The following is a 17038-nucleotide window of genomic DNA, read 5'->3' as shown; positions in this document are numbered from 1 at the left end:
GGCGGCCCACGCTCGAAACCGCGCAAGAGTGCGCCTGAAAATGCAAAAAGGGGATAGTCATTTGCAATTCAGAGCTCTAGGGTAGGACTTTTCCAGACTGCACTTGCAGATGGGCCTTCGATCTGTAAAGGAAACCGACCATGCGCCTCGCTGCCCTACCCCTGTTGCTCGCCCCGCTCCTGCTGAGCCCCCTTGCCCAGGCCGCCGCGTTGAGCGTGTGCACCGAGGCCAGCCCTGAAGGGTTCGACGTGGTGCAGTACAACTCGCTGACCACCACCAATGCTTCAGCTGACGTACTGATGAACCGCCTGGTGGATTTCGACACCGCCAGCGGCAAAGTCATCCCGAGCCTGGCCGACAGCTGGGAAGTCAGCACTGATGGCCTGACGTATGTATTCAAGCTACACCCGCAGGTGAAATTTCATACAACCGAGTACTTCAAGCCGAGCCGCGAGCTGAGTGCCGAAGACGTCAAATTCAGCTTCGACCGCATGCTCGACCCCGCCAACCCGTGGCACAAAGTCGCGCAGAGCGGCTTCCCGCATGCGCAGTCGATGCAGCTGCCAACCCTGATCAAAAAGATCGACGCCCTTGACCCGCTCACCGTGCGTTTCACGCTTGATCATCCGGATTCGACCTTCCTCGCGACCCTGAGCATGGGTTTCGCCTCGATCTATTCCGCCGAATACGCCGACAAACTGATGAAGGCCGGCGCCACCGACAAACTCAACAGCCAGCCGATCGGCACCGGTCCGTTCGTGTTCAATCGCTTCCAGAAAGACGCGGCGATTCGCTACAAGGCCAACCCGGATTATTTCCATGGCAAGCCTGCCGTCGACCCGTTGATCTTCGCCATCACGCCGGACGCCAACGTGCGCCTGCAAAAGCTGCGGCGCAATGAGTGCCAGATCGCCCTGTCGCCGAAACCATTGGATGTACAGGCAGCGCTGAAGGAACCGACACTGAAAGTCGAAAAGACTGACGCGTTCATGACCGCTTTCGTGGGCATTAACAGCCAGCATCCGCCGCTGGACAAGCCGGAAGTGCGCCAGGCGATCAACCTCGCCTTCGACAAGGCCAACTACATCAAAGCCGTGTTCGAAGACACCGCCGAGGCAGCCAATGGGCCATACCCACCGAACACCTGGAGCTATGCCAAGAACCTGCCGGGCTATCCGCACGACGTGGCCAAGGCCAAGGCGCTGCTGGCCAAGGCCGGCTTGAAGGACGGCTTCCAGACCACGATCTGGACGCGGCCATCGGGCAGCCTGCTCAACCCGAACCCAAGCCTCGGCGCGCAGATGCTGCAGTCGGATCTGGCCGAGATCGGCATCCAGGCAGAAATTCGTGTGATCGAATGGGGCGAGCTGATTCGTCGCGCCAAGGCCGGCGAACATGATCTGCTGTTCATGGGCTGGGCCGGTGACAACGGCGACCCGGACAACTTCCTCACCCCGCAGTTTTCCTGCGCAGCAGTGAAGTCCGGGACCAACTTCGCCCGGTACTGCAACGCCGATCTGGACAAGCTGATCAGCGCCGGCAAGACCACCAGCGAGCAAGGCGTGCGCACCAAGCTGTATGAGCAGGCACAAGCGCAGATCCAGCAGCAGGCATTGTGGCTGCCACTGGCGCACCCGACGGCCTACGCTTTGACGCGCAAGGATGTTCAGGGTTATTCCGTCAGCCCGTTTGGCCGGCAGGATTATTCCAAGATCAGCCTCAAATAACCTGCCTGACACACCGGTGGATGGAAACAATCTGTGGGAGCGAGCCCGCTCGCGAAAGCGGTCTTTCAGCAAACAATGATGCTGACTGATAAAACGCCTTCGCGAGCAGGCTCGCTCCCACAAGGTCCAGAATCGGCGCCGAGAACTACATCCAACCACACTCCGCCATCGACAGCGGCTCGCCGTCGCCGACGATGAAGTGATCGAGCACTCGCACGTCAATCAGTTCCAGGGTTTTCTGCAGGCGCTTGGTCAGCAGCCGATCTGCCTGACTCGGATCGGTGTTGCCGGACGGATGGTTGTGACACAGGATCACCGCCGCCGCGTTATTGGCCAGCGCCCGCTTCACCACCTCCCGTGGGTGCACGCTGGTGTTGTCGATCGAGCCGCGAAACAGCGCCTCGAAATTCAGCACCTGATGTTTCGAATCGAGAAACAGGCAGCCGAACACCTCGTGCGGCTCATGCCGCAGCATCGCCTTGAGGTAATCGCGGACGACCTGAGGGTTCTCCAGTGCCGGTTTCTGTCGTGAGCGCTCGGCCAGATGGCGCTTGCTCATTTCCTGCGCGGCTTGCAGCTGCGCGAACTTGGCGGGGCCGAGGCCCAGTTGTTTGCTGAATGCGTCCTGATCGGCCTCGAGCAGCAAACGCAGGCCACCGAATTGCGTCAGCAGATGTCTGGCGAGGTCGACAGCGCTTTTTCCGGGCAATCCGGTGCGCAGAAAAATCGCCAACAACTCAGCGTCCGAAAGACTCCCTGCGCCGTGTTCCAACAGCCTTTCCCGCGGCCGTTCCGCCGCCGGCCAATCGCGAATACTCATAGCACCTCCTTGTCTGTGGGCGCCGCTGTTCCGTAGCGGTCGCTGTGATATCGTAGCCCATCTTTTTGGCGGTCGATTCAACCCTGGGGAGGGGTATCGCGCCGCCGTCATCAACGAAATGAAAGGCAGACCTATGCAGCGGCTGTATCGGAAACGCATCGTTCTGGGCGTCGGCGGCGGCATTGCGGCCTACAAGAGCGCCGATCTGGTTCGCCGCCTGATCGACCAGGGTGCCGAAGTGCGCGTGGTCATGACCCATGGCGGCGCCGAATTCATCACCCCGCTGACCATGCAGGCCCTGTCGGGCCACCCGGTTCACCTCGACTTGCTCGACCCTGCCGCCGAAGCCGCCATGGGTCATATCGAGCTGGCGAAATGGGCCGATCTGGTGCTGATCGCCCCGGCCACCGCCGACCTGATCGCCCGTCTGGCCCAAGGCATTGCCAACGATCTGCTGACCACCTTGGTGCTGGCCACCGACGCCGTGGTTGCTGTCGCGCCAGCGATGAATCAGGCGATGTGGCGCGACCCGGCGACCCAGGCCAACCTGCAACTGCTGGAAAGCCGTGGCCTGAAGACTTTCGGCCCGGCCTCGGGCAGCCAGGCCTGCGGCGACGTCGGCATGGGCCGCATGATGGAGGCCACCGATCTGGCCCTGCTCGCCGCTGATTGCTTCCAGCGCCAGGCCCTGACCGGCAAGCATGTGGTGATCACCGCCGGCCCGACTCAGGAAAACATCGACCCGGTGCGCTACATCACTAACCACAGCTCCGGCAAAATGGGTTTTGCCCTCGCCGAAGCAGCCGTGGAAGCCGGCGCCCGTGTCACTTTGATCAGCGGCCCGGTGCACTTGCCGACGCCTGATCGCGTGACGCGGATCGATGTGGTCAGCGCCCGCGACATGCTCGCCGCCTGCGAATCGGCCATGCCTTGCGACGTGTTCATCTCGTCGGCAGCGGTGGCGGACTACCGCCCTGAAGTCGTCGCCCCGCATAAACTCAAGAAAGATCCTACGAGCGGTGACGGCTTCGTCCTGCAAATGGTGCGCAACCCGGACATCCTTGCCACTATCGCGACCCGTCCCGACCGTCCGTTCAGTGTCGGCTTCGCCGCCGAAACCGAACACCTGCTCGACTACGCTGCACGCAAGCTGAAGGACAAGAATCTCGATCTGATCGTCGCCAACGACGTCGCCAATCCGAGCATCGGTTTCAACAGCGAAGAAAACGCCTGCAGCGTCATCGACCGTGAGCTGCACGCCACGGTTTTCGCCCAGACCAGCAAGAGCAAGATCGCTCGCCAACTGGTCACTTTTATCGCCGAACGTCTGAACCAGGTTTAATTTACATGCACGCTTTGCAAGCCAAGATCCTCGATCCACGCATCGGTAGCGAATTCCCGCTGCCGCAATACGCTACGCCGGGCTCCGCCGGCCTCGACCTGCGCGCCATGCTGGAACAGGACATCGTGATCAAACCGGGTGAAACCGTGCTGATTCCCACCGGCCTGTCGGTGTACATCGGCGACCCGAATCTCGCCGCGCTGATCCTGCCGCGCTCGGGCATGGGCCACAAACATGGCATCGTGCTGGGCAATCTGGTCGGCCTGATCGACTCCGATTACCAAGGCCCGCTGATGGTCTCCTGCTGGAACCGCGGCCAGAGCGACTTCACCATGACCGTGGGCGAACGCCTGGCGCAATTGGTGCTGGTGCCGGTGGTGCAGGCGCATTTCGAAATGGTTGAAGAGTTTGTCGAGACCGAGCGCGGTACCGGTGGTTTTGGCCATACCGGCACCAAATAACCGGATAGAAATTATTGTGGTGAGGGGATATATCCCCTCGCCACAAAAAATGCGCTACATCGGCAGCAGGTTTTAACACCGTAAATCAAGGTTTTGCCGGCCGAAAGCCACGCCAGCCGGGGCGTCATGGCCCTTTCATAGCACGAACTCTCTGTGGAAAACGCCGTCATACCCTTCAGTTTGAGCCTGCCGTCGAATCTTTCGCCGGTCTGTCCCGCCCTTTTCGAGATGGAGCATGTCCACAGATGAGCACCCCCGCCAAGATCGCCCCGAAGCTGCCTGACAGCATTTTCCGCGCCTACGACATTCGTGGCACCGTGCCAGAATACCTCAACGGTGAAACCGCCTACTGGATCGGTCGCGCCATCGGCTCGCAGAGCCTGGCTCAGGGCGAACCGAACGTGTCGGTCGGTCGTGACGGTCGCCTATCCGGCCCGGAGCTGGTCGCGGAACTCATTCGCGGCATCGCCGAGAGCGGTTGCCACGTCAGCGATGTCGGCCTGGTGCCAACGCCGGCACTGTACTACGCCGCCAATGTGCTGGCCGGCAAGTCCGGGGTGATGCTCACCGGTAGCCACAATCCGTCGAACTACAACGGCTTCAAAATCGTCATCGCCGGCGACACCCTCGCCAACGAGCAGATTCAGGTGCTCCACGAGCGCATCAAGAACAATGACCTGAGCAGCGGCCAGGGCAGCGTCACTCAGGTCGAAATCCTCGACCGCTACAACACCGAAATCGTCCAGGACATCAAACTGGCCCGCCGCCTGAAAGTCGTGGTCGACTGCGGCAACGGCGCGGCCGGCGTGATCGCCCCGCAACTGATCGAAGCGCTGAACTGCGAAGTCATCCCGCTGTTCTGCGAAGTCGACGGCAACTTCCCGAACCATCACCCGGATCCGGGCAAACCGGAAAACCTCGTAGACCTGATTGCCAAAGTCAAAGAGACCAACGCCGATATCGGCCTGGCCTTCGACGGTGACGGCGACCGCGTTGGCGTGGTGACCAATACCGGCAGCATCGTCTACCCGGATCGCCTACTGATGCTGTTCGCTCGCGACGTAGTGGCGCGCAACCCGGACGCGGAAATCATCTTCGACGTCAAATGCACCCGTCGCCTGGTGCCATTGATCAAGGAATACGGCGGTCGGCCGCTAATGTGGAAGACCGGTCACTCGTTGATCAAAAAGAAAATGAAACAATCCGGCGCGCTGTTGGCCGGCGAAATGAGCGGGCACATCTTCTTCAAGGAGCGCTGGTTCGGTTTCGACGACGGCATTTACAGCGCCGCACGTCTGCTGGAGATTCTCAGCAAGGAAAAATCCACTGCTGAAGAGCTGTTTGCAACCTTCCCGAACGATATTTCCACGCCGGAAATCAATATCCATGTGACCGAAGAGAGCAAATTCAGCATCATTGATGCACTGCACGATGCTCAGTGGGGCGAAGGCGCCGACCTGACCACCATCGACGGCGTGCGTGTCGATTACGCCAAAGGCTGGGGCCTGGTGCGCGCATCCAACACCACACCGGTGCTGGTGCTGCGCTTCGAGGCCGATGACGAGGCTGAATTGCAGCGCATCAAGGATGTGTTCCACGCCCAACTGAAACGCGTTGCACCTGATCTCCAACTACCGTTCTGATCCACCCGGAGCCCTGAATGACCCTCGAACGCGAAGCCGCCGCCAACACTGCCAAGGTCCTGTCCGAAGCGCTGCCTTACATCCGACGCTATGTCGGCAAGACCTTGGTGATCAAATACGGCGGCAACGCGATGGAAAGCGAGGAGCTGAAAACCGGCTTCGCCCGCGACATCGTGCTGATGAAAGCCGTGGGCATCAACCCGGTGGTCGTGCACGGTGGCGGCCCGCAGATCGGTGATCTGCTCAAGCGCCTGTCGATCGAAAGCCACTTCGTCGACGGCATGCGCGTTACCGACGCGGCGACCATGGACGTGGTGGAAATGGTCCTTGGCGGTCAGGTCAACAAGAGCATCGTCAACCTGATCAACCGCCATGGCGGCAGCGCCATCGGCCTGACCGGTAAGGATGCCGGGCTGATCCGGGCAAAGAAGCTCACCGTCTCCCGCCAGACCCCGGAGATGACCCAGCCGGAAATCATCGACATCGGCCATGTCGGCGAAGTCGTCGGCATCAATACCGAGCTGCTGAACCTGCTGGTCAAAGGCAACTTCATCCCGGTCATCGCGCCGATTGGCGTCGGTGAGAACGGCGAGTCGTACAACATCAACGCCGACCTGGTGGCGGGCAAGGTTGCCGAAGCACTGAAAGCTGAAAAGCTGATGCTGCTGACCAACATTGCCGGCCTGATGGACAAGTCGGGCACCGTGTTGACCGGCCTGAGCACGCAGCAGGTCGACGACCTGATCGCCGATGGCACGATCTACGGCGGCATGCTGCCGAAGATCCGCTGCGCACTGGAAGCGGTTCAGGGTGGCGTAGGTAGTTCGTTGATCATCGACGGTCGTGTGCCGAACGCGATCCTGCTGGAAATCTTCACCGATACTGGCGTGGGTACGCTGATCAGTAATCGCAAGCGTCCCTGATCGCTGATACACCGGAGATCGCAGTCTGCGGCAGCGCCTGCAAATTTCGTTGATGCGAAATTTCTGTAGGAGCTGACGAAGGCTGCGATCTTTTTTGTGCGCGCAGGAAACGCCTGACTCGACACAGCGAAACGTCCGACATCCCTTCAGAACAAATCTCCATAGGATCTTCCCCTCATCCAACGGAGATCTTCCCATGCAAAAAAACAGCGTTCCTTACGGCAGTGACATTTCGGCTGGCACTTACGCCTGCGTGGACTGCGGCCGAGAGTATTCAGCCCCTTCGCAGACTTCGATGCCGCCCTGCCCTGACTTCACCGAAGCCTCTCACCCACTCAAGGGCTGGAAAGTGCTCACCGGCCAAGGAGATGCACCCCAGGATCCCTACCCAGCCGCCAGCGACAAATAACCGGAGCGGCGACTCATGCAGATCTCGTTCACGATCGACGCAGATGCTTTCGAGCAGGAACAAAAGGAACCGGTAAAAAAGACCTTGCGCATCGGCGACGCTGAAATCGCCCATGCGCTGGAGCGCATCGCCAAAGCCAGCCTGACCGAATACCTGAAAATGCTGGTTGAGGGCGGCATGCCCAGCCGGGCGGACGAAGCCAAACAGGATCGCCTGCTGTATCTGATTCAGAGTTACTTCGGGCAAACCCTGCCGACCGAATCGCAGATCTCGACGATCTTTCAGCTGACACAGAGCCAAAGCAAAACCCTGCTGAAAAACACCGTTTCGCGTTTTCGCAACCAGCTCGACGACATCCTGCAGCACAGCATGCGCGCCGTAATCCAGTCCGCCGAGCATGCGCAAAACGTGTTTCTGGTGGTGATCAGCTCGGACGTGATCCGCGATGAATTGAACATGCTCATCACCCAGAACGAGCCGACCTTCAAACCCATCACCAAACGCAAGGGCAGCGCCGGGCAATTCGAGATCAGCGAAGATTCCCACGCATTGCTCTGTGCAACGCTGGGTCTGAATGCCGTTCAGTGACATCGTCGCGGTCAGTGGCTTGCTGCTGACCCTGACCACGTTCATGTTCAATCTGGCATGGCCGGCGCTTAATGCAGCGTTGGCTGAGGATGAATTTCAAAAAGGTTCGCAGGGCCGAAAGCGCAGTCGAGACAAGGTGATGGCTGCTTTCTGCTGGCAAGCAGTGCCACTGACGTGCGCGTTTGTGGCGCTGTTTTACGTCAACTTGCCGGCTGCGGTTAGCATCATCGACAGCAGCACGCTGGATTTGTGGGATTTCGATGTGGATCGCACGTTGTACGTGATGGTGGTTGTAGCGCTGCTGGTGTTTGCGCTGGTCAATGCGGGACTGGCGCTGAGACTGCTGATCAAATGGCAAAAACTGCGTAGACCACTGTAGGAGCTGCCGAAGGCTCGGGCCGCGATCGGACGATCTTTTGATCTTGATCCTGAAAAACAAGATCAAAAGATCGCAGCCTTCGGCAGCTCCTACAGGTGCGTATCACACGCCAAATTGGGCGCGGTACGCTTCCACGGCTGGGAGGTGTTGCTTGAGCTGCGGATCGTCGGCGAGGAACTCCAACACCTGATTCAGCGAGACGATGCTGATCACCGGAATGCCGAAGTCGCGCTCGACTTCCTGGATGGCCGACAATTCGCCGTTGCCACGCTCCTGGCGGTTCAGTGCGATCAGCACACCGGCGGCCTTAGCGCCGTCCTGGGAAGCAATAATCTGCATCACTTCACGAATGGCGGTGCCGGCGGTGATTACGTCGTCGATGATCAAGACTTCGCCAGTCAGCGGTGCGCCAACCAGGCTGCCGCCCTCGCCGTGGGCCTTGGCTTCCTTGCGATTGAAGCACCATGGCAGGTCACGGCCGTGATGTTCGGCCAGCGCAACGGCGGTCGTGGCCGCCAGCGGAATACCTTTATAAGCCGGGCCAAACAGAACGTCGAAGGGGATGCCGCTCTCGGTGATGGCGGCGGCGTAGAAACGCCCCAGCTGCGCCAGGGCCGAACCCGAGTTGAACAGGCCGGCGTTGAAGAAGTAGGGACTGGTGCGCCCGGACTTCAGGGTGAACTCACCGAAGCGCAAAACGCCGCGATCGATGGCAAAACGAATGAAATCGCGCTGATACGCTTGCATGAAAAAAACCCCAAATACCACGGATTTAGCTAATTAGCTTGACGCCGTGTATCATACACGCACGCGATTTTTGGGGCCATTTATGCGGATCATCAGTGTGAACGTCAATGGTATTCAGGCGGCAGTCGAGCGCGGTTTGCTCAGTTGGCTGCAAGCCCAGAATGCCGACGTCATCTGCCTGCAGGACACCCGTGCCTCCGCCTTTGAACTGGATGACCCAGCCTTCCAACTGGATGGCTACTTCCTTTATGCCTGCGATGCTGAAGTCCCTGCCCAAGGCGGCGTGGCTTTGTATTCGCGGTTGCAACCGAAGGCTGTCATCAGCGGTCTCGGTTTCGAGACGGCCGACCGCTACGGGCGCTACCTGCAAGCAGATTTCGACAAAGTCAGTATTGCCACCTTGCTGTTTCCTTCGGGGATGAACGGCGATGAGGACTTGAACCAGAAGTTCAAGCTCATGGACGATTTCGGCAAGTACCTGGACAAACAGCGACGCAAACGTCGCGAGTACATTTATTGTGGCTCGCTGTACGTTGCGCAGCAGAAACTCGACATCAAGAACTGGCGCGACAGCCAGCAATCTCCAGGCTTCCTGGCGCCGGAACGCGCCTGGATGGACGAGATTGTCGGCAACATGGGCTATGTCGATGCGCTGCGCGAAGTCAGCCGCGAAGGCGATCAGTACAGCTGGTGGCCGGATAACGAACAGGCCGAGATGCTCAATCTGGGCTGGCGTTTCGATTATCAGATCCTGACCCCGGGCCTGCGTCGCTCGGTGCGCAGTGCACGCCTGCCGCGTCAGCCACGGTTTTCGCAGCACGCGCCGTTGATCGTCGACTACGACTGGACGCTGACCATCTAAGCGTCGTATCGCAGCCAAAGAAAATGCCCGCATCGTGAGATGCGGGCATTTTTTATGAACTGTGCTTCCTAGACCGCAGCGAAAAATGGCAAGGCCAGGTACAGCTTGATCACGATGACGTTAACGATATCGATGAAGAACGCTCCTACCATCGGCACCACCAGAAACGCGATCTGCGAAGGCCCATAGCGCTGCGTCACCGCTTGCATGTTGGCAATGGCCGTAGGCGTGGCACCCAGCCCAAAGCCGCAATGTCCCGCAGCGAGCACCGCGGCATCATAGTTGCTGCCCATCACACGGAACGTTACGAAAATCGCGAACAGCGCCATGACCAGCGTCTGCACGGCCAGAATGATGAAGATCGGCAATGCCAACGCCGCCAGATCCCAAAGCTTCAGCGACATCAGCGCGATCGCCAGAAACAGCGAGAGGCTGACATTGCCGAGCACGGAAACTTCACGCTCGAACACCTGATACAAGCCAAGTGCTGACAGACTGTTGCGCAACACCACACCTACAAACAGCACGCAAACAAACGTCGGCAGTTCGAACGCAGTGCCATGCAGAACGCCATTCAGAAGGTTGCCCGCGAGCAGGCTGACGGCAATCAGCGCCAGCGTTTCGACGAACGAAAACGGCGTGATCGAGCGTTCCTTGTTTGGCTGCTCAAAACCTCTTGGCAGTCGTGGCGCTTGTTGCGGATTGCAACCCGGCACTTGCACGCGCTTGATCAGCAACCGGGCAACGGGCCCACCAATCAGACCACCCAGCACCAGACCGAACGTCGCTGAGGCCAGCGCCAGCTCCGAAGCCGAAGCCAGGCCATATTTCTCGCTGAACACCGCGCCCCATGCCGCGCCAGTGCCGTGGCCGCCGGCCAGCGTGATCGAGCCCGTCAGCAAGCCCATCAAAGGGTCGAGCCCGAGCAGGGTTGCCAACCCGATGCCCATGGCGTTCTGCACCACCAGCAAGCCAATGACCGCCAGCAGGAAGATACCGACAATGCGGCCGCCCTTCTTCAGACTGGCAAGGTCAGCACTCAAGCCAATGGTGGCAAAGAAAGCCAACATCAGGGGGGTTTGCAATGATGTATCGAAGCGGACTTCAATGTCGAAAGTGCGCAATATCAACAGGAGCACGGCAACCACAAGACCGCCTGCTACCGGTTCAGGAATATTGTAACTTCGCAGAAAGCCGACACGCGTAACAAGTCCGCGTCCGAGCAGCAGTACTAAAGAAGCGGCCACGAGCGTGCCGTAGAAATCGAGCTCAATCATGTGGATTATTCTTGGCTAAGTATTCACGAGGCGAGCGTTTACCTGGGCTCGACGGGTGAACCGGCTGATTTTCTCAACACTGATTACTGGGGAATTCAAGTGCCATCGATGGCTTGAACATATCGGAATGTTTCAACCGAAACATTACATCGGGCAACTTTAACAACCAGCTCGCGCCAATAACAAGAACGGGAATAAGCACTGGACCGATCAGTTGTGACCAAAGATGTAATAGAGGAACATCAGCAAATAAATGCCAAACCGCACATCGTTAACAGACTAGTCCTACAACAAAAACCAATTATTAAGTTGCACAAATAAAAATACCCCGATAAGTCGGGGTATTTTCATATTGCGACACAACAGACTTTCACTTGATCAATCGCCAGGTGAACGGATATCTGTATGGGAAACCTTCGTTGGCTTTGACCCCTGCAATGATCGTCAGGACCAGTGCGGCGATCGCCAACAAACCAAACAGGAAGAAACCAATGATCAGCAGCATGAGCAGGAAGCAGATCATTGAGGCTATCGCCACCGTGATCTGAAAATTCAACGCCTCTTTGCCCTGTGCATCGATAAAAGGGTCTTTCTCGCGCTTCATCTGCCATAGGATCAACGGCCCGATCAGATTGCCGAACGGAATCCAGATCCCCAGCAAGGCGGACAGGTGACAGAACATTGCCCACTGGCGAACCTCCTGGCTCGGTTTGGGCAGCAACTCTTGCTCGTCACTCATCATGTCCTCCTTGTGGTCGAAAACCTCAGTCGGCCAGTGCAGCCTTCTGCAGTTCGAAGATCTCGTTCATGCCTTTCTTCGCCAGTTCCAGCATGGCGTTCAAGTCTTCAGGCTGGAACGGCGCGCCTTCAGCAGTGCCCTGCACTTCGATGAAACCGCCGGTGCTGGTCATCACTACGTTCAGGTCGGTTTCAGCAGCGGAATCTTCAAGATAGTCCAGATCCAGCACCGGCTCGCCCTGGTACATGCCCACCGAGACTGCACCGATCATCTGCTTGAGCGGGTCACCGCCTTTCAGGCCGCCGCGCTTCTTGATCACTTTCAGGGCATCGACCAGCGCAACCATGGCGCCGGTGATGGACGCGGTGCGAGTACCGCCATCGGCCTGGATCACGTCGCAATCGACATACAGGGTCACGTCGCCAAGCTTGGACATATCCAGCGCCGCGCGCAGGGAGCGGCCGATCAGACGCTGGATTTCGAGAGTACGACCGCCCTGCTTGCCACGGCTGGCCTCACGCTGGTTACGCTCACCGGTGGCGCGCGGCAGCATGCCGTACTCGGCAGTCAACCAGCCCTGGCCCTGGCCTTTGAGGAAGCGCGGCACGCCATTTTCGACGCTGACGGTGCAGATGACTTTGGTATCACCGAATTCGACCAGTACAGATCCCTCGGCGTGTTTGGTGTAGTTGCGGGTGATGCGGATCGAGCGGAGCTGATCGGCAGCGCGACCACTTGGACGTTTCATAGGGATACCTGTACTGAGGACGGAAAACTGCCGAGCATTATAGAGCCCTGCACCGCGAGTGGGCACTGGTTAAAACCGCCGGCCGACGACCGAAGCCCCTCGAGCGCGCATAACCGACGGGCTGCAGCGCTTTGTCACACCGTGTGTTTGGGCGCATTCGCCGCACTGCGCTACAATCCTGCGCCTTTGCTGCCAGTCGGCTTAAATTCATTGAAATCGCGCCTGCGAAACAGCGTTTCGCGCCGATCTGCATTGCGAGGTCACCGCCATGGTGCACAGCATGACCGCCTTCGCCCGCGTCGAGAAAGCCGGCGTTCAGGGCACCCTGAGCTGGGAACTGCGCTCGGTCAACAGCCGCTATCTGGAACCGCACCTGCGCTTGCCCGAATCGTTTCGCGACCTCGAAGGCGCCGTGCGTGAAGCACTGCGTCAGGGCCTGTCGCGGGGCAAACTGGAATGCACGCTGCGCTTCACCGAAGAAAGCACCGGCAAACCGCTGCAAGTGGACCGCGAACGCGCCGCACAACTGGTGGCCGCTGCGGAAACCGTTGCCGGGCTGATCAAGAATCCTGCTGCGCTGAATCCGCTGGAAGTGCTGGCCTGGCCCGGCGTGCTGGTGGCCGATGCGACCGACCCGCAAGCGCTGAACGCCGAAGCGCTGGCGCTGTTCAATCAGGGCTTGAAGGATCTGAAGGCTGGTCGCGAGCGCGAAGGCGCGGAGCTGGCTCGCTTGATCAACGACCGCCTGACTTCCATCGAAGAAGACGTGGTGACCCTGCGTGAACTGGTGCCGCAGATGCTCGCCACCCAGCGCCAGAAGGTCCTCGACCGCTTTGCCGACATGAAGGCCGAGCTCGACCCGCAGCGCCTGGAACAGGAAATGGTCATCCTCGCGCAAAAAAGCGACGTGGCCGAAGAACTGGATCGCCTGAGCACTCACATCATCGAAGTCCGCCGGGTGCTCAAGTCCGGTGGTGCCGCCGGGCGGCGTCTGGACTTCCTGATGCAGGAGCTCAACCGCGAGGCCAACACACTGGGCTCCAAAGCCTTCGACCCGCGCAGCACCCAGGCCGCCGTCAACCTCAAGGTGTTGATCGAGCAGATGCGCGAACAAGTGCAGAATATTGAGTAAGGCTACCCTGACATGACCCAACACACCGGCACCCTGTACATCATTTCCGCGCCATCGGGCGCGGGCAAGAGCAGTCTGGTCAAGGCGTTGACCGACGCCGACCCGGAGATCCGCGTTTCGGTCTCGCACACCACCCGCGCCATGCGCCCGGGCGAAGTGGATGGCGTGAACTACCATTTCGTGACCCGCGAAGAGTTCGTGAAGATGGGCGAGCACGGCGACTTCCTTGAACGCGCCGAAGTCTTCGGCAACTTCTACGGCACCTCGCAAAGCCGTTTGCAACAGACCCTGGACGAAGGTCACGACCTGATTCTGGAAATCGACTGGCAAGGCGCCGAGCAAGTGCGCAAGCTGATGCCGCAAGCGCGCTCGATCTTCATCCTGCCGCCATCGCTGCAAGCCCTGCACCAGCGCCTGACCAACCGCGGCCAGGACAGCGACGAGATCATCGACGGCCGCATGCGCGAAGCGGTCAGCGAGATGAGCCATTACGTCGATTACGATTACCTGATCATCAACGACGATTTCGCCCACGCGCTGGACGATCTGAAAGCGATTTTCCGCGCCAATCAGCTGCAACAGAAACGCCAGCAAGTGCGTTTCGGCAAATTGCTGGCTGAATTGCTCGGCTAAAACAGCACTTCCCAAAATGCCTGCAAGCGCTTTACATTGGTGCTTGCAGCGCGTTGAAGGGTCTGGTCAAAAAATCAGCGCTTCCCTAATCGCTGGTGATTTTTTAAACTGCTCAGTCCGCTCGCCCAACCGGGCAGCGCGCATATTGCATTCGCTCCGAGGAATACCATGGCCCGCGTAACCGTTGAAGACTGCCTAGAACACGTGGAAAACCGCTTTGAGCTGGTCATGCTCTCTACCAAGCGTGCCCGTCAACTGGCCACCGGCGGCAAAGAGCCATTGGTGCAGTGGGAAAACGACAAGCCGACCGTTGTCGCGCTGCGTGAAATTGCTGAAGGCCTGATGAGCTACGAGTTCATCGCCGAGCAGGAAATCGTCCAGGATGAACCGCTGTTCGCAGCGTTCGAGGACGAGTCGAACGAGGCCGTCTAAGCCTATGCCTGGTCGACGTAGCACGGCGCGGGGTCACAGCTTTCGGCAGGAATCATCATGCCGAGCATAGACGCCCTCGCCGATCGCTTATCGACCTACCTCGGCAACGACCAGGTCAACCTGGTCCGCCGAGCGTATTTCTACGCCGAACAAGCCCATGACGGTCAACGCCGTCGCAGCGGCGAGGCGTATGTCACGCATCCTCTTGCCGTGGCCAATATTCTTGCCGACATGCACATGGACCATCAGAGCCTGATGGCCGCGATGCTGCATGATGTGATCGAAGACACCGGTATCGCCAAGGAAGCGCTGCAAGCGCAGTTCGGTGAAACCGTGGCCGAACTGGTCGACGGGGTCAGCAAACTGACCCAGATGAATTTCGAGACCAAGGCCGAAGCCCAGGCGGAAAACTTCCAGAAAATGGCCATGGCCATGGCGCGCGACATCCGGGTGATCCTGGTCAAGCTCGCCGACCGCCTGCACAACATGCGCACGCTGGAAGTGCTGTCCGGCGAAAAACGCCGGCGCATCGCCAAGGAAACTCTCGAGATCTACGCGCCCATTGCCAACCGGCTGGGCATGCACGCGATCCGCATCGAATTCGAAGACCTCGGCTTCAAGGCCATGCACCCGATGCGTTCCGCGCGGATCTACCAGGCGGTCAAGCGCGCCCGGGGCAACCGCAAGGAAATCGTCAACAAGATCGAAGAATCCCTCGGTCACTGCCTCGCCATCGACGGCATCCAGGGCGAAGTCAGCGGTCGGCAGAAACACCTCTACGGCATCTACAAGAAAATGCGCGGCAAGCGTCGGGCCTTCAACGAAATCATGGACGTTTACGCGTTCCGGATCATCGTCGACAAGGTCGATACCTGCTACCGCGTATTGGGTGCTGTGCATAATTTGTACAAACCGTTGCCAGGGCGCTTCAAGGATTACATCGCGATCCCCAAGGCCAACGGCTATCAGTCGCTGCACACCACCCTGTTCGGCATGCACGGTGTACCGATCGAGATCCAGATCCGCACCCGCGAAATGGAAGAAATGGCCAACAACGGCATCGCCGCCCATTGGCTGTACAAATCCAGCGGTGACGAGCAACCGAAAGGCACGCACGCACGTGCCCGCCAGTGGGTCAAAGGCGTGCTGGAAATGCAGCAACGCGCCGGCAACTCGCTGGAATTCATCGAAAGCGTGAAGATCGACCTGTTCCCGGACGAGGTCTACGTGTTCACGCCCAAAGGCCGGATCATGGAGCTGCCAAAAGGCTCCACGGCGGTCGACTTTGCCTACGCAGTGCACACCGATGTCGGCAACAGCTGCATCGCCTGCCGCATTAACCGTCGTCTCGCGCCGCTGTCCGAACCGCTGCAAAGCGGCTCCACGGTCGAGATCGTCAGCGCCCCCGGCGCACGGCCGAACCCGGCGTGGCTTAACTTTGTGGTCACCGGCAAGGCACGCACGCACATTCGTCATGCGCTGAAACTGCAGCGCCGCTCCGAGTCCATCAGTCTTGGCGAACGCCTGCTGAACAAGGTCCTCAACGGTTTCGACAGCTCCCTGGAGAAGATCCCGGCAGAGCGCGTCAAAGCAATGCTTACCGAGTACCGCCTCGAACTGATCGAAGACCTGCTCGAAGACATCGGCCTGGGCAACCGCATGGCGTACGTGGTCGCCCGTCGCCTGCTTGGCGAAGGCGAGCAGCTGCCGAGCCCGGAAGGTCCGCTGGCGATTCGCGGCACCGAAGGCCTGGTGCTCAGCTACGCCAAATGCTGCACGCCGATCCCGGGCGACCCGATTGTCGGGCACCTGTCGGCGGGCAAAGGCATGGTCGTGCACCTGGACAACTGCCGCAACATCAGCGAAATCAGGCACAACCCGGAAAAATGCATCCAGCTCTCGTGGGCCAAGGATGTCACCGGCGAATTCAACGTCGAGCTGCGCGTCGAGCTGGAACACCAGCGTGGCCTGATCGCCCTGCTGGCCAGCAGCGTCAACGCGGCCGACGGCAATATCGAGAAAATCAGCATGGACGAACGCGATGGCCGCATCAGCGTCGTGCAGTTGGTGGTCAGCGTCCACGACCGTGTGCACCTGGCCCGCGTGATCAAGAAACTGCGCGCCTTGACCGGGGTGATCCGCATCACCCGCATGCGCGCATAACCTGCCTATTACA

The 17038-nt window shown here is 59.4% G+C and carries 16 protein-coding genes and 1 pseudogene; 12 read left to right on the top strand and 5 right to left on the bottom strand.

The features are described 5' to 3' along the window. Positions 1 to 140 precede the first annotated feature (140 nt). Positions 141 to 1727 (top strand): ABC transporter substrate-binding protein, encoded by a 1587-nt coding sequence (locus CKW30_RS15305; RefSeq protein ID WP_095181240.1) that lies wholly within the window; start codon positions 141 to 143, stop codon positions 1725 to 1727. A 145-nt stretch (positions 1728 to 1872) separates the two neighbouring features. On the opposite strand, the gene radC is transcribed toward CKW30_RS15305, so the two are convergent. Then, positions 1873 to 2547, bottom strand: a complete 675-nt coding sequence (gene radC, locus CKW30_RS15300; protein ID WP_095181239.1) for a DNA repair protein RadC — start codon at positions 2545 to 2547, stop codon at positions 1873 to 1875. 133 nt (positions 2548 to 2680) lie between these two features. Here radC and coaBC point away from each other — a divergent pair, with 133 nt between their 5' ends. The 6 genes and pseudogenes from coaBC to CKW30_RS15265 all read left to right on the top strand — a co-directional run bounded on the left by coaBC (position 2681) and on the right by CKW30_RS15265 (position 8292). After that, positions 2681 to 3889 carry a bifunctional phosphopantothenoylcysteine decarboxylase/phosphopantothenate--cysteine ligase CoaBC gene (coaBC, locus tag CKW30_RS15295; RefSeq protein WP_016772551.1) on the top strand — a complete coding sequence of 403 codons (1209 nt, stop codon included), beginning with the start codon at positions 2681 to 2683 and terminating at the stop codon, positions 3887 to 3889. A 5-nt stretch (positions 3890 to 3894) separates the two neighbouring features. Further along, on the top strand, positions 3895 to 4350 hold the full coding sequence (gene dut / locus CKW30_RS15290) for a dUTP diphosphatase (RefSeq protein ID WP_041476635.1): 456 nt from the start codon (positions 3895 to 3897) through the stop codon (positions 4348 to 4350). Between the two features lie 239 nt (positions 4351 to 4589). Beyond that, positions 4590 to 5993: pseudogene (locus CKW30_RS15285) on the top strand (phosphomannomutase/phosphoglucomutase); the annotation flags it as partial. 17 nt (positions 5994 to 6010) lie between these two features. Further along, positions 6011 to 6916, top strand: coding sequence for an acetylglutamate kinase (gene argB, locus CKW30_RS15280; protein ID WP_016772548.1), 906 nt, complete (start codon positions 6011 to 6013; stop codon positions 6914 to 6916). Between the two features lie 424 nt (positions 6917 to 7340). Continuing rightward, positions 7341 to 7913 (top strand): hypothetical protein, encoded by a 573-nt coding sequence (locus CKW30_RS15270; protein WP_016772546.1) that lies wholly within the window; start codon positions 7341 to 7343, stop codon positions 7911 to 7913. After that, positions 7900 to 8292 (top strand): hypothetical protein, encoded by a 393-nt coding sequence (locus tag CKW30_RS15265; protein ID WP_095181238.1) that lies wholly within the window; start codon positions 7900 to 7902, stop codon positions 8290 to 8292. Before CKW30_RS15270 ends, CKW30_RS15265 begins: the two co-directional genes overlap by 14 nt. Before the next feature lie 102 nt (positions 8293 to 8394). Here the strand turns inward: CKW30_RS15265 and pyrE are convergent, their stop codons facing one another. Continuing rightward, a complete protein-coding gene (pyrE, locus tag CKW30_RS15260) occupies positions 8395 to 9039 on the bottom strand; it encodes an orotate phosphoribosyltransferase (RefSeq protein WP_095181237.1) in 645 nt (214 codons plus the stop codon). A gap of 82 nt (positions 9040 to 9121) precedes the next feature. Between pyrE and CKW30_RS15255 the strand changes: the two genes are divergently transcribed. Beyond that, positions 9122 to 9901, top strand: a complete 780-nt coding sequence (locus tag CKW30_RS15255; protein ID WP_016772543.1) for an exodeoxyribonuclease III — start codon at positions 9122 to 9124, stop codon at positions 9899 to 9901. A gap of 68 nt (positions 9902 to 9969) precedes the next feature. On the opposite strand, the gene gltS is transcribed toward CKW30_RS15255, so the two are convergent. The 3 genes from gltS to rph all read right to left on the bottom strand — a co-directional run bounded on the left by gltS (position 9970) and on the right by rph (position 12665). Further along, the gene (gene gltS, locus CKW30_RS15250) at positions 9970 to 11178 is read right to left on the bottom strand and encodes a sodium/glutamate symporter (protein ID WP_095181236.1); all 1209 of its coding nucleotides are present in this window, start codon (positions 11176 to 11178) and stop codon (positions 9970 to 9972) included. Positions 11179 to 11548: 370 nt separating this feature from the next. Next, on the bottom strand, positions 11549 to 11917 hold the full coding sequence (locus CKW30_RS15245; RefSeq protein ID WP_016772541.1) for a DUF4870 domain-containing protein: 369 nt from the start codon (positions 11915 to 11917) through the stop codon (positions 11549 to 11551). 25 nt (positions 11918 to 11942) lie between these two features. Next, entirely contained in the window at positions 11943 to 12665 is a 723-nt protein-coding gene (rph, locus tag CKW30_RS15240; RefSeq protein ID WP_027610407.1) for a ribonuclease PH, read from the bottom strand. A gap of 268 nt (positions 12666 to 12933) precedes the next feature. Between rph and CKW30_RS15235 the strand changes: the two genes are divergently transcribed. The 4 genes from CKW30_RS15235 (at position 12934) to spoT (ending at position 17025) form a co-directional block, all read left to right on the top strand. Beyond that, positions 12934 to 13797, top strand: a complete 864-nt coding sequence (locus CKW30_RS15235) for a YicC/YloC family endoribonuclease (RefSeq protein ID WP_016770639.1) — start codon at positions 12934 to 12936, stop codon at positions 13795 to 13797. 12 nt (positions 13798 to 13809) lie between these two features. Further along, positions 13810 to 14430, top strand: coding sequence for a guanylate kinase (gene gmk / locus CKW30_RS15230; RefSeq protein WP_039757364.1), 621 nt, complete (start codon positions 13810 to 13812; stop codon positions 14428 to 14430). 168 nt (positions 14431 to 14598) lie between these two features. Beyond that, on the top strand, positions 14599 to 14862 hold the full coding sequence (gene rpoZ, locus CKW30_RS15225; RefSeq protein WP_008030604.1) for a DNA-directed RNA polymerase subunit omega: 264 nt from the start codon (positions 14599 to 14601) through the stop codon (positions 14860 to 14862). A gap of 57 nt (positions 14863 to 14919) precedes the next feature. Next, entirely contained in the window at positions 14920 to 17025 is a 2106-nt protein-coding gene (gene spoT, locus CKW30_RS15220; RefSeq protein ID WP_007920338.1) for a bifunctional GTP diphosphokinase/guanosine-3',5'-bis pyrophosphate 3'-pyrophosphohydrolase, read from the top strand. Positions 17026 to 17038 lie beyond the last annotated feature (13 nt).

Origin of the sequence: Pseudomonas sp. Irchel 3F6, assembly GCF_900187595.1 — a bacterium.
Lineage (GTDB): Bacteria > Pseudomonadota > Gammaproteobacteria > Pseudomonadales > Pseudomonadaceae > Aquipseudomonas > Aquipseudomonas siliginis.
This window is presented reverse-complemented; position numbering and strand designations above follow the sequence as displayed.

Coding starts and splice junctions, on each gene's coding strand:
- CKW30_RS15245 (WP_016772541.1), bottom strand. CDS start 11,917: ATGAGTGACGAGCAAGAGTTGCTGCCCAAACCGAGCCAGGAGGTTCGC.
- pyrE (WP_095181237.1), bottom strand. CDS start 9,039: ATGCAAGCGTATCAGCGCGATTTCATTCGTTTTGCCATCGATCGCGGC.
- CKW30_RS15270 (WP_016772546.1), top strand. CDS start 7,341: ATGCAGATCTCGTTCACGATCGACGCAGATGCTTTCGAGCAGGAACAA.
- CKW30_RS15305 (WP_095181240.1), top strand. CDS start 141: ATGCGCCTCGCTGCCCTACCCCTGTTGCTCGCCCCGCTCCTGCTGAGC.
- CKW30_RS15265 (WP_095181238.1), top strand. CDS start 7,900: ATGCCGTTCAGTGACATCGTCGCGGTCAGTGGCTTGCTGCTGACCCTG.
- CKW30_RS15235 (WP_016770639.1), top strand. CDS start 12,934: ATGGTGCACAGCATGACCGCCTTCGCCCGCGTCGAGAAAGCCGGCGTT.
- radC (WP_095181239.1), bottom strand. CDS start 2,547: ATGAGTATTCGCGATTGGCCGGCGGCGGAACGGCCGCGGGAAAGGCTG.
- dut (WP_041476635.1), top strand. CDS start 3,895: ATGCACGCTTTGCAAGCCAAGATCCTCGATCCACGCATCGGTAGCGAA.
- rph (WP_027610407.1), bottom strand. CDS start 12,665: ATGAAACGTCCAAGTGGTCGCGCTGCCGATCAGCTCCGCTCGATCCGC.
- argB (WP_016772548.1), top strand. CDS start 6,011: ATGACCCTCGAACGCGAAGCCGCCGCCAACACTGCCAAGGTCCTGTCC.
- coaBC (WP_016772551.1), top strand. CDS start 2,681: ATGCAGCGGCTGTATCGGAAACGCATCGTTCTGGGCGTCGGCGGCGGC.
- CKW30_RS15255 (WP_016772543.1), top strand. CDS start 9,122: ATGCGGATCATCAGTGTGAACGTCAATGGTATTCAGGCGGCAGTCGAG.
- spoT (WP_007920338.1), top strand. CDS start 14,920: ATGCCGAGCATAGACGCCCTCGCCGATCGCTTATCGACCTACCTCGGC.
- gltS (WP_095181236.1), bottom strand. CDS start 11,178: ATGATTGAGCTCGATTTCTACGGCACGCTCGTGGCCGCTTCTTTAGTA.
- rpoZ (WP_008030604.1), top strand. CDS start 14,599: ATGGCCCGCGTAACCGTTGAAGACTGCCTAGAACACGTGGAAAACCGC.
- gmk (WP_039757364.1), top strand. CDS start 13,810: ATGACCCAACACACCGGCACCCTGTACATCATTTCCGCGCCATCGGGC.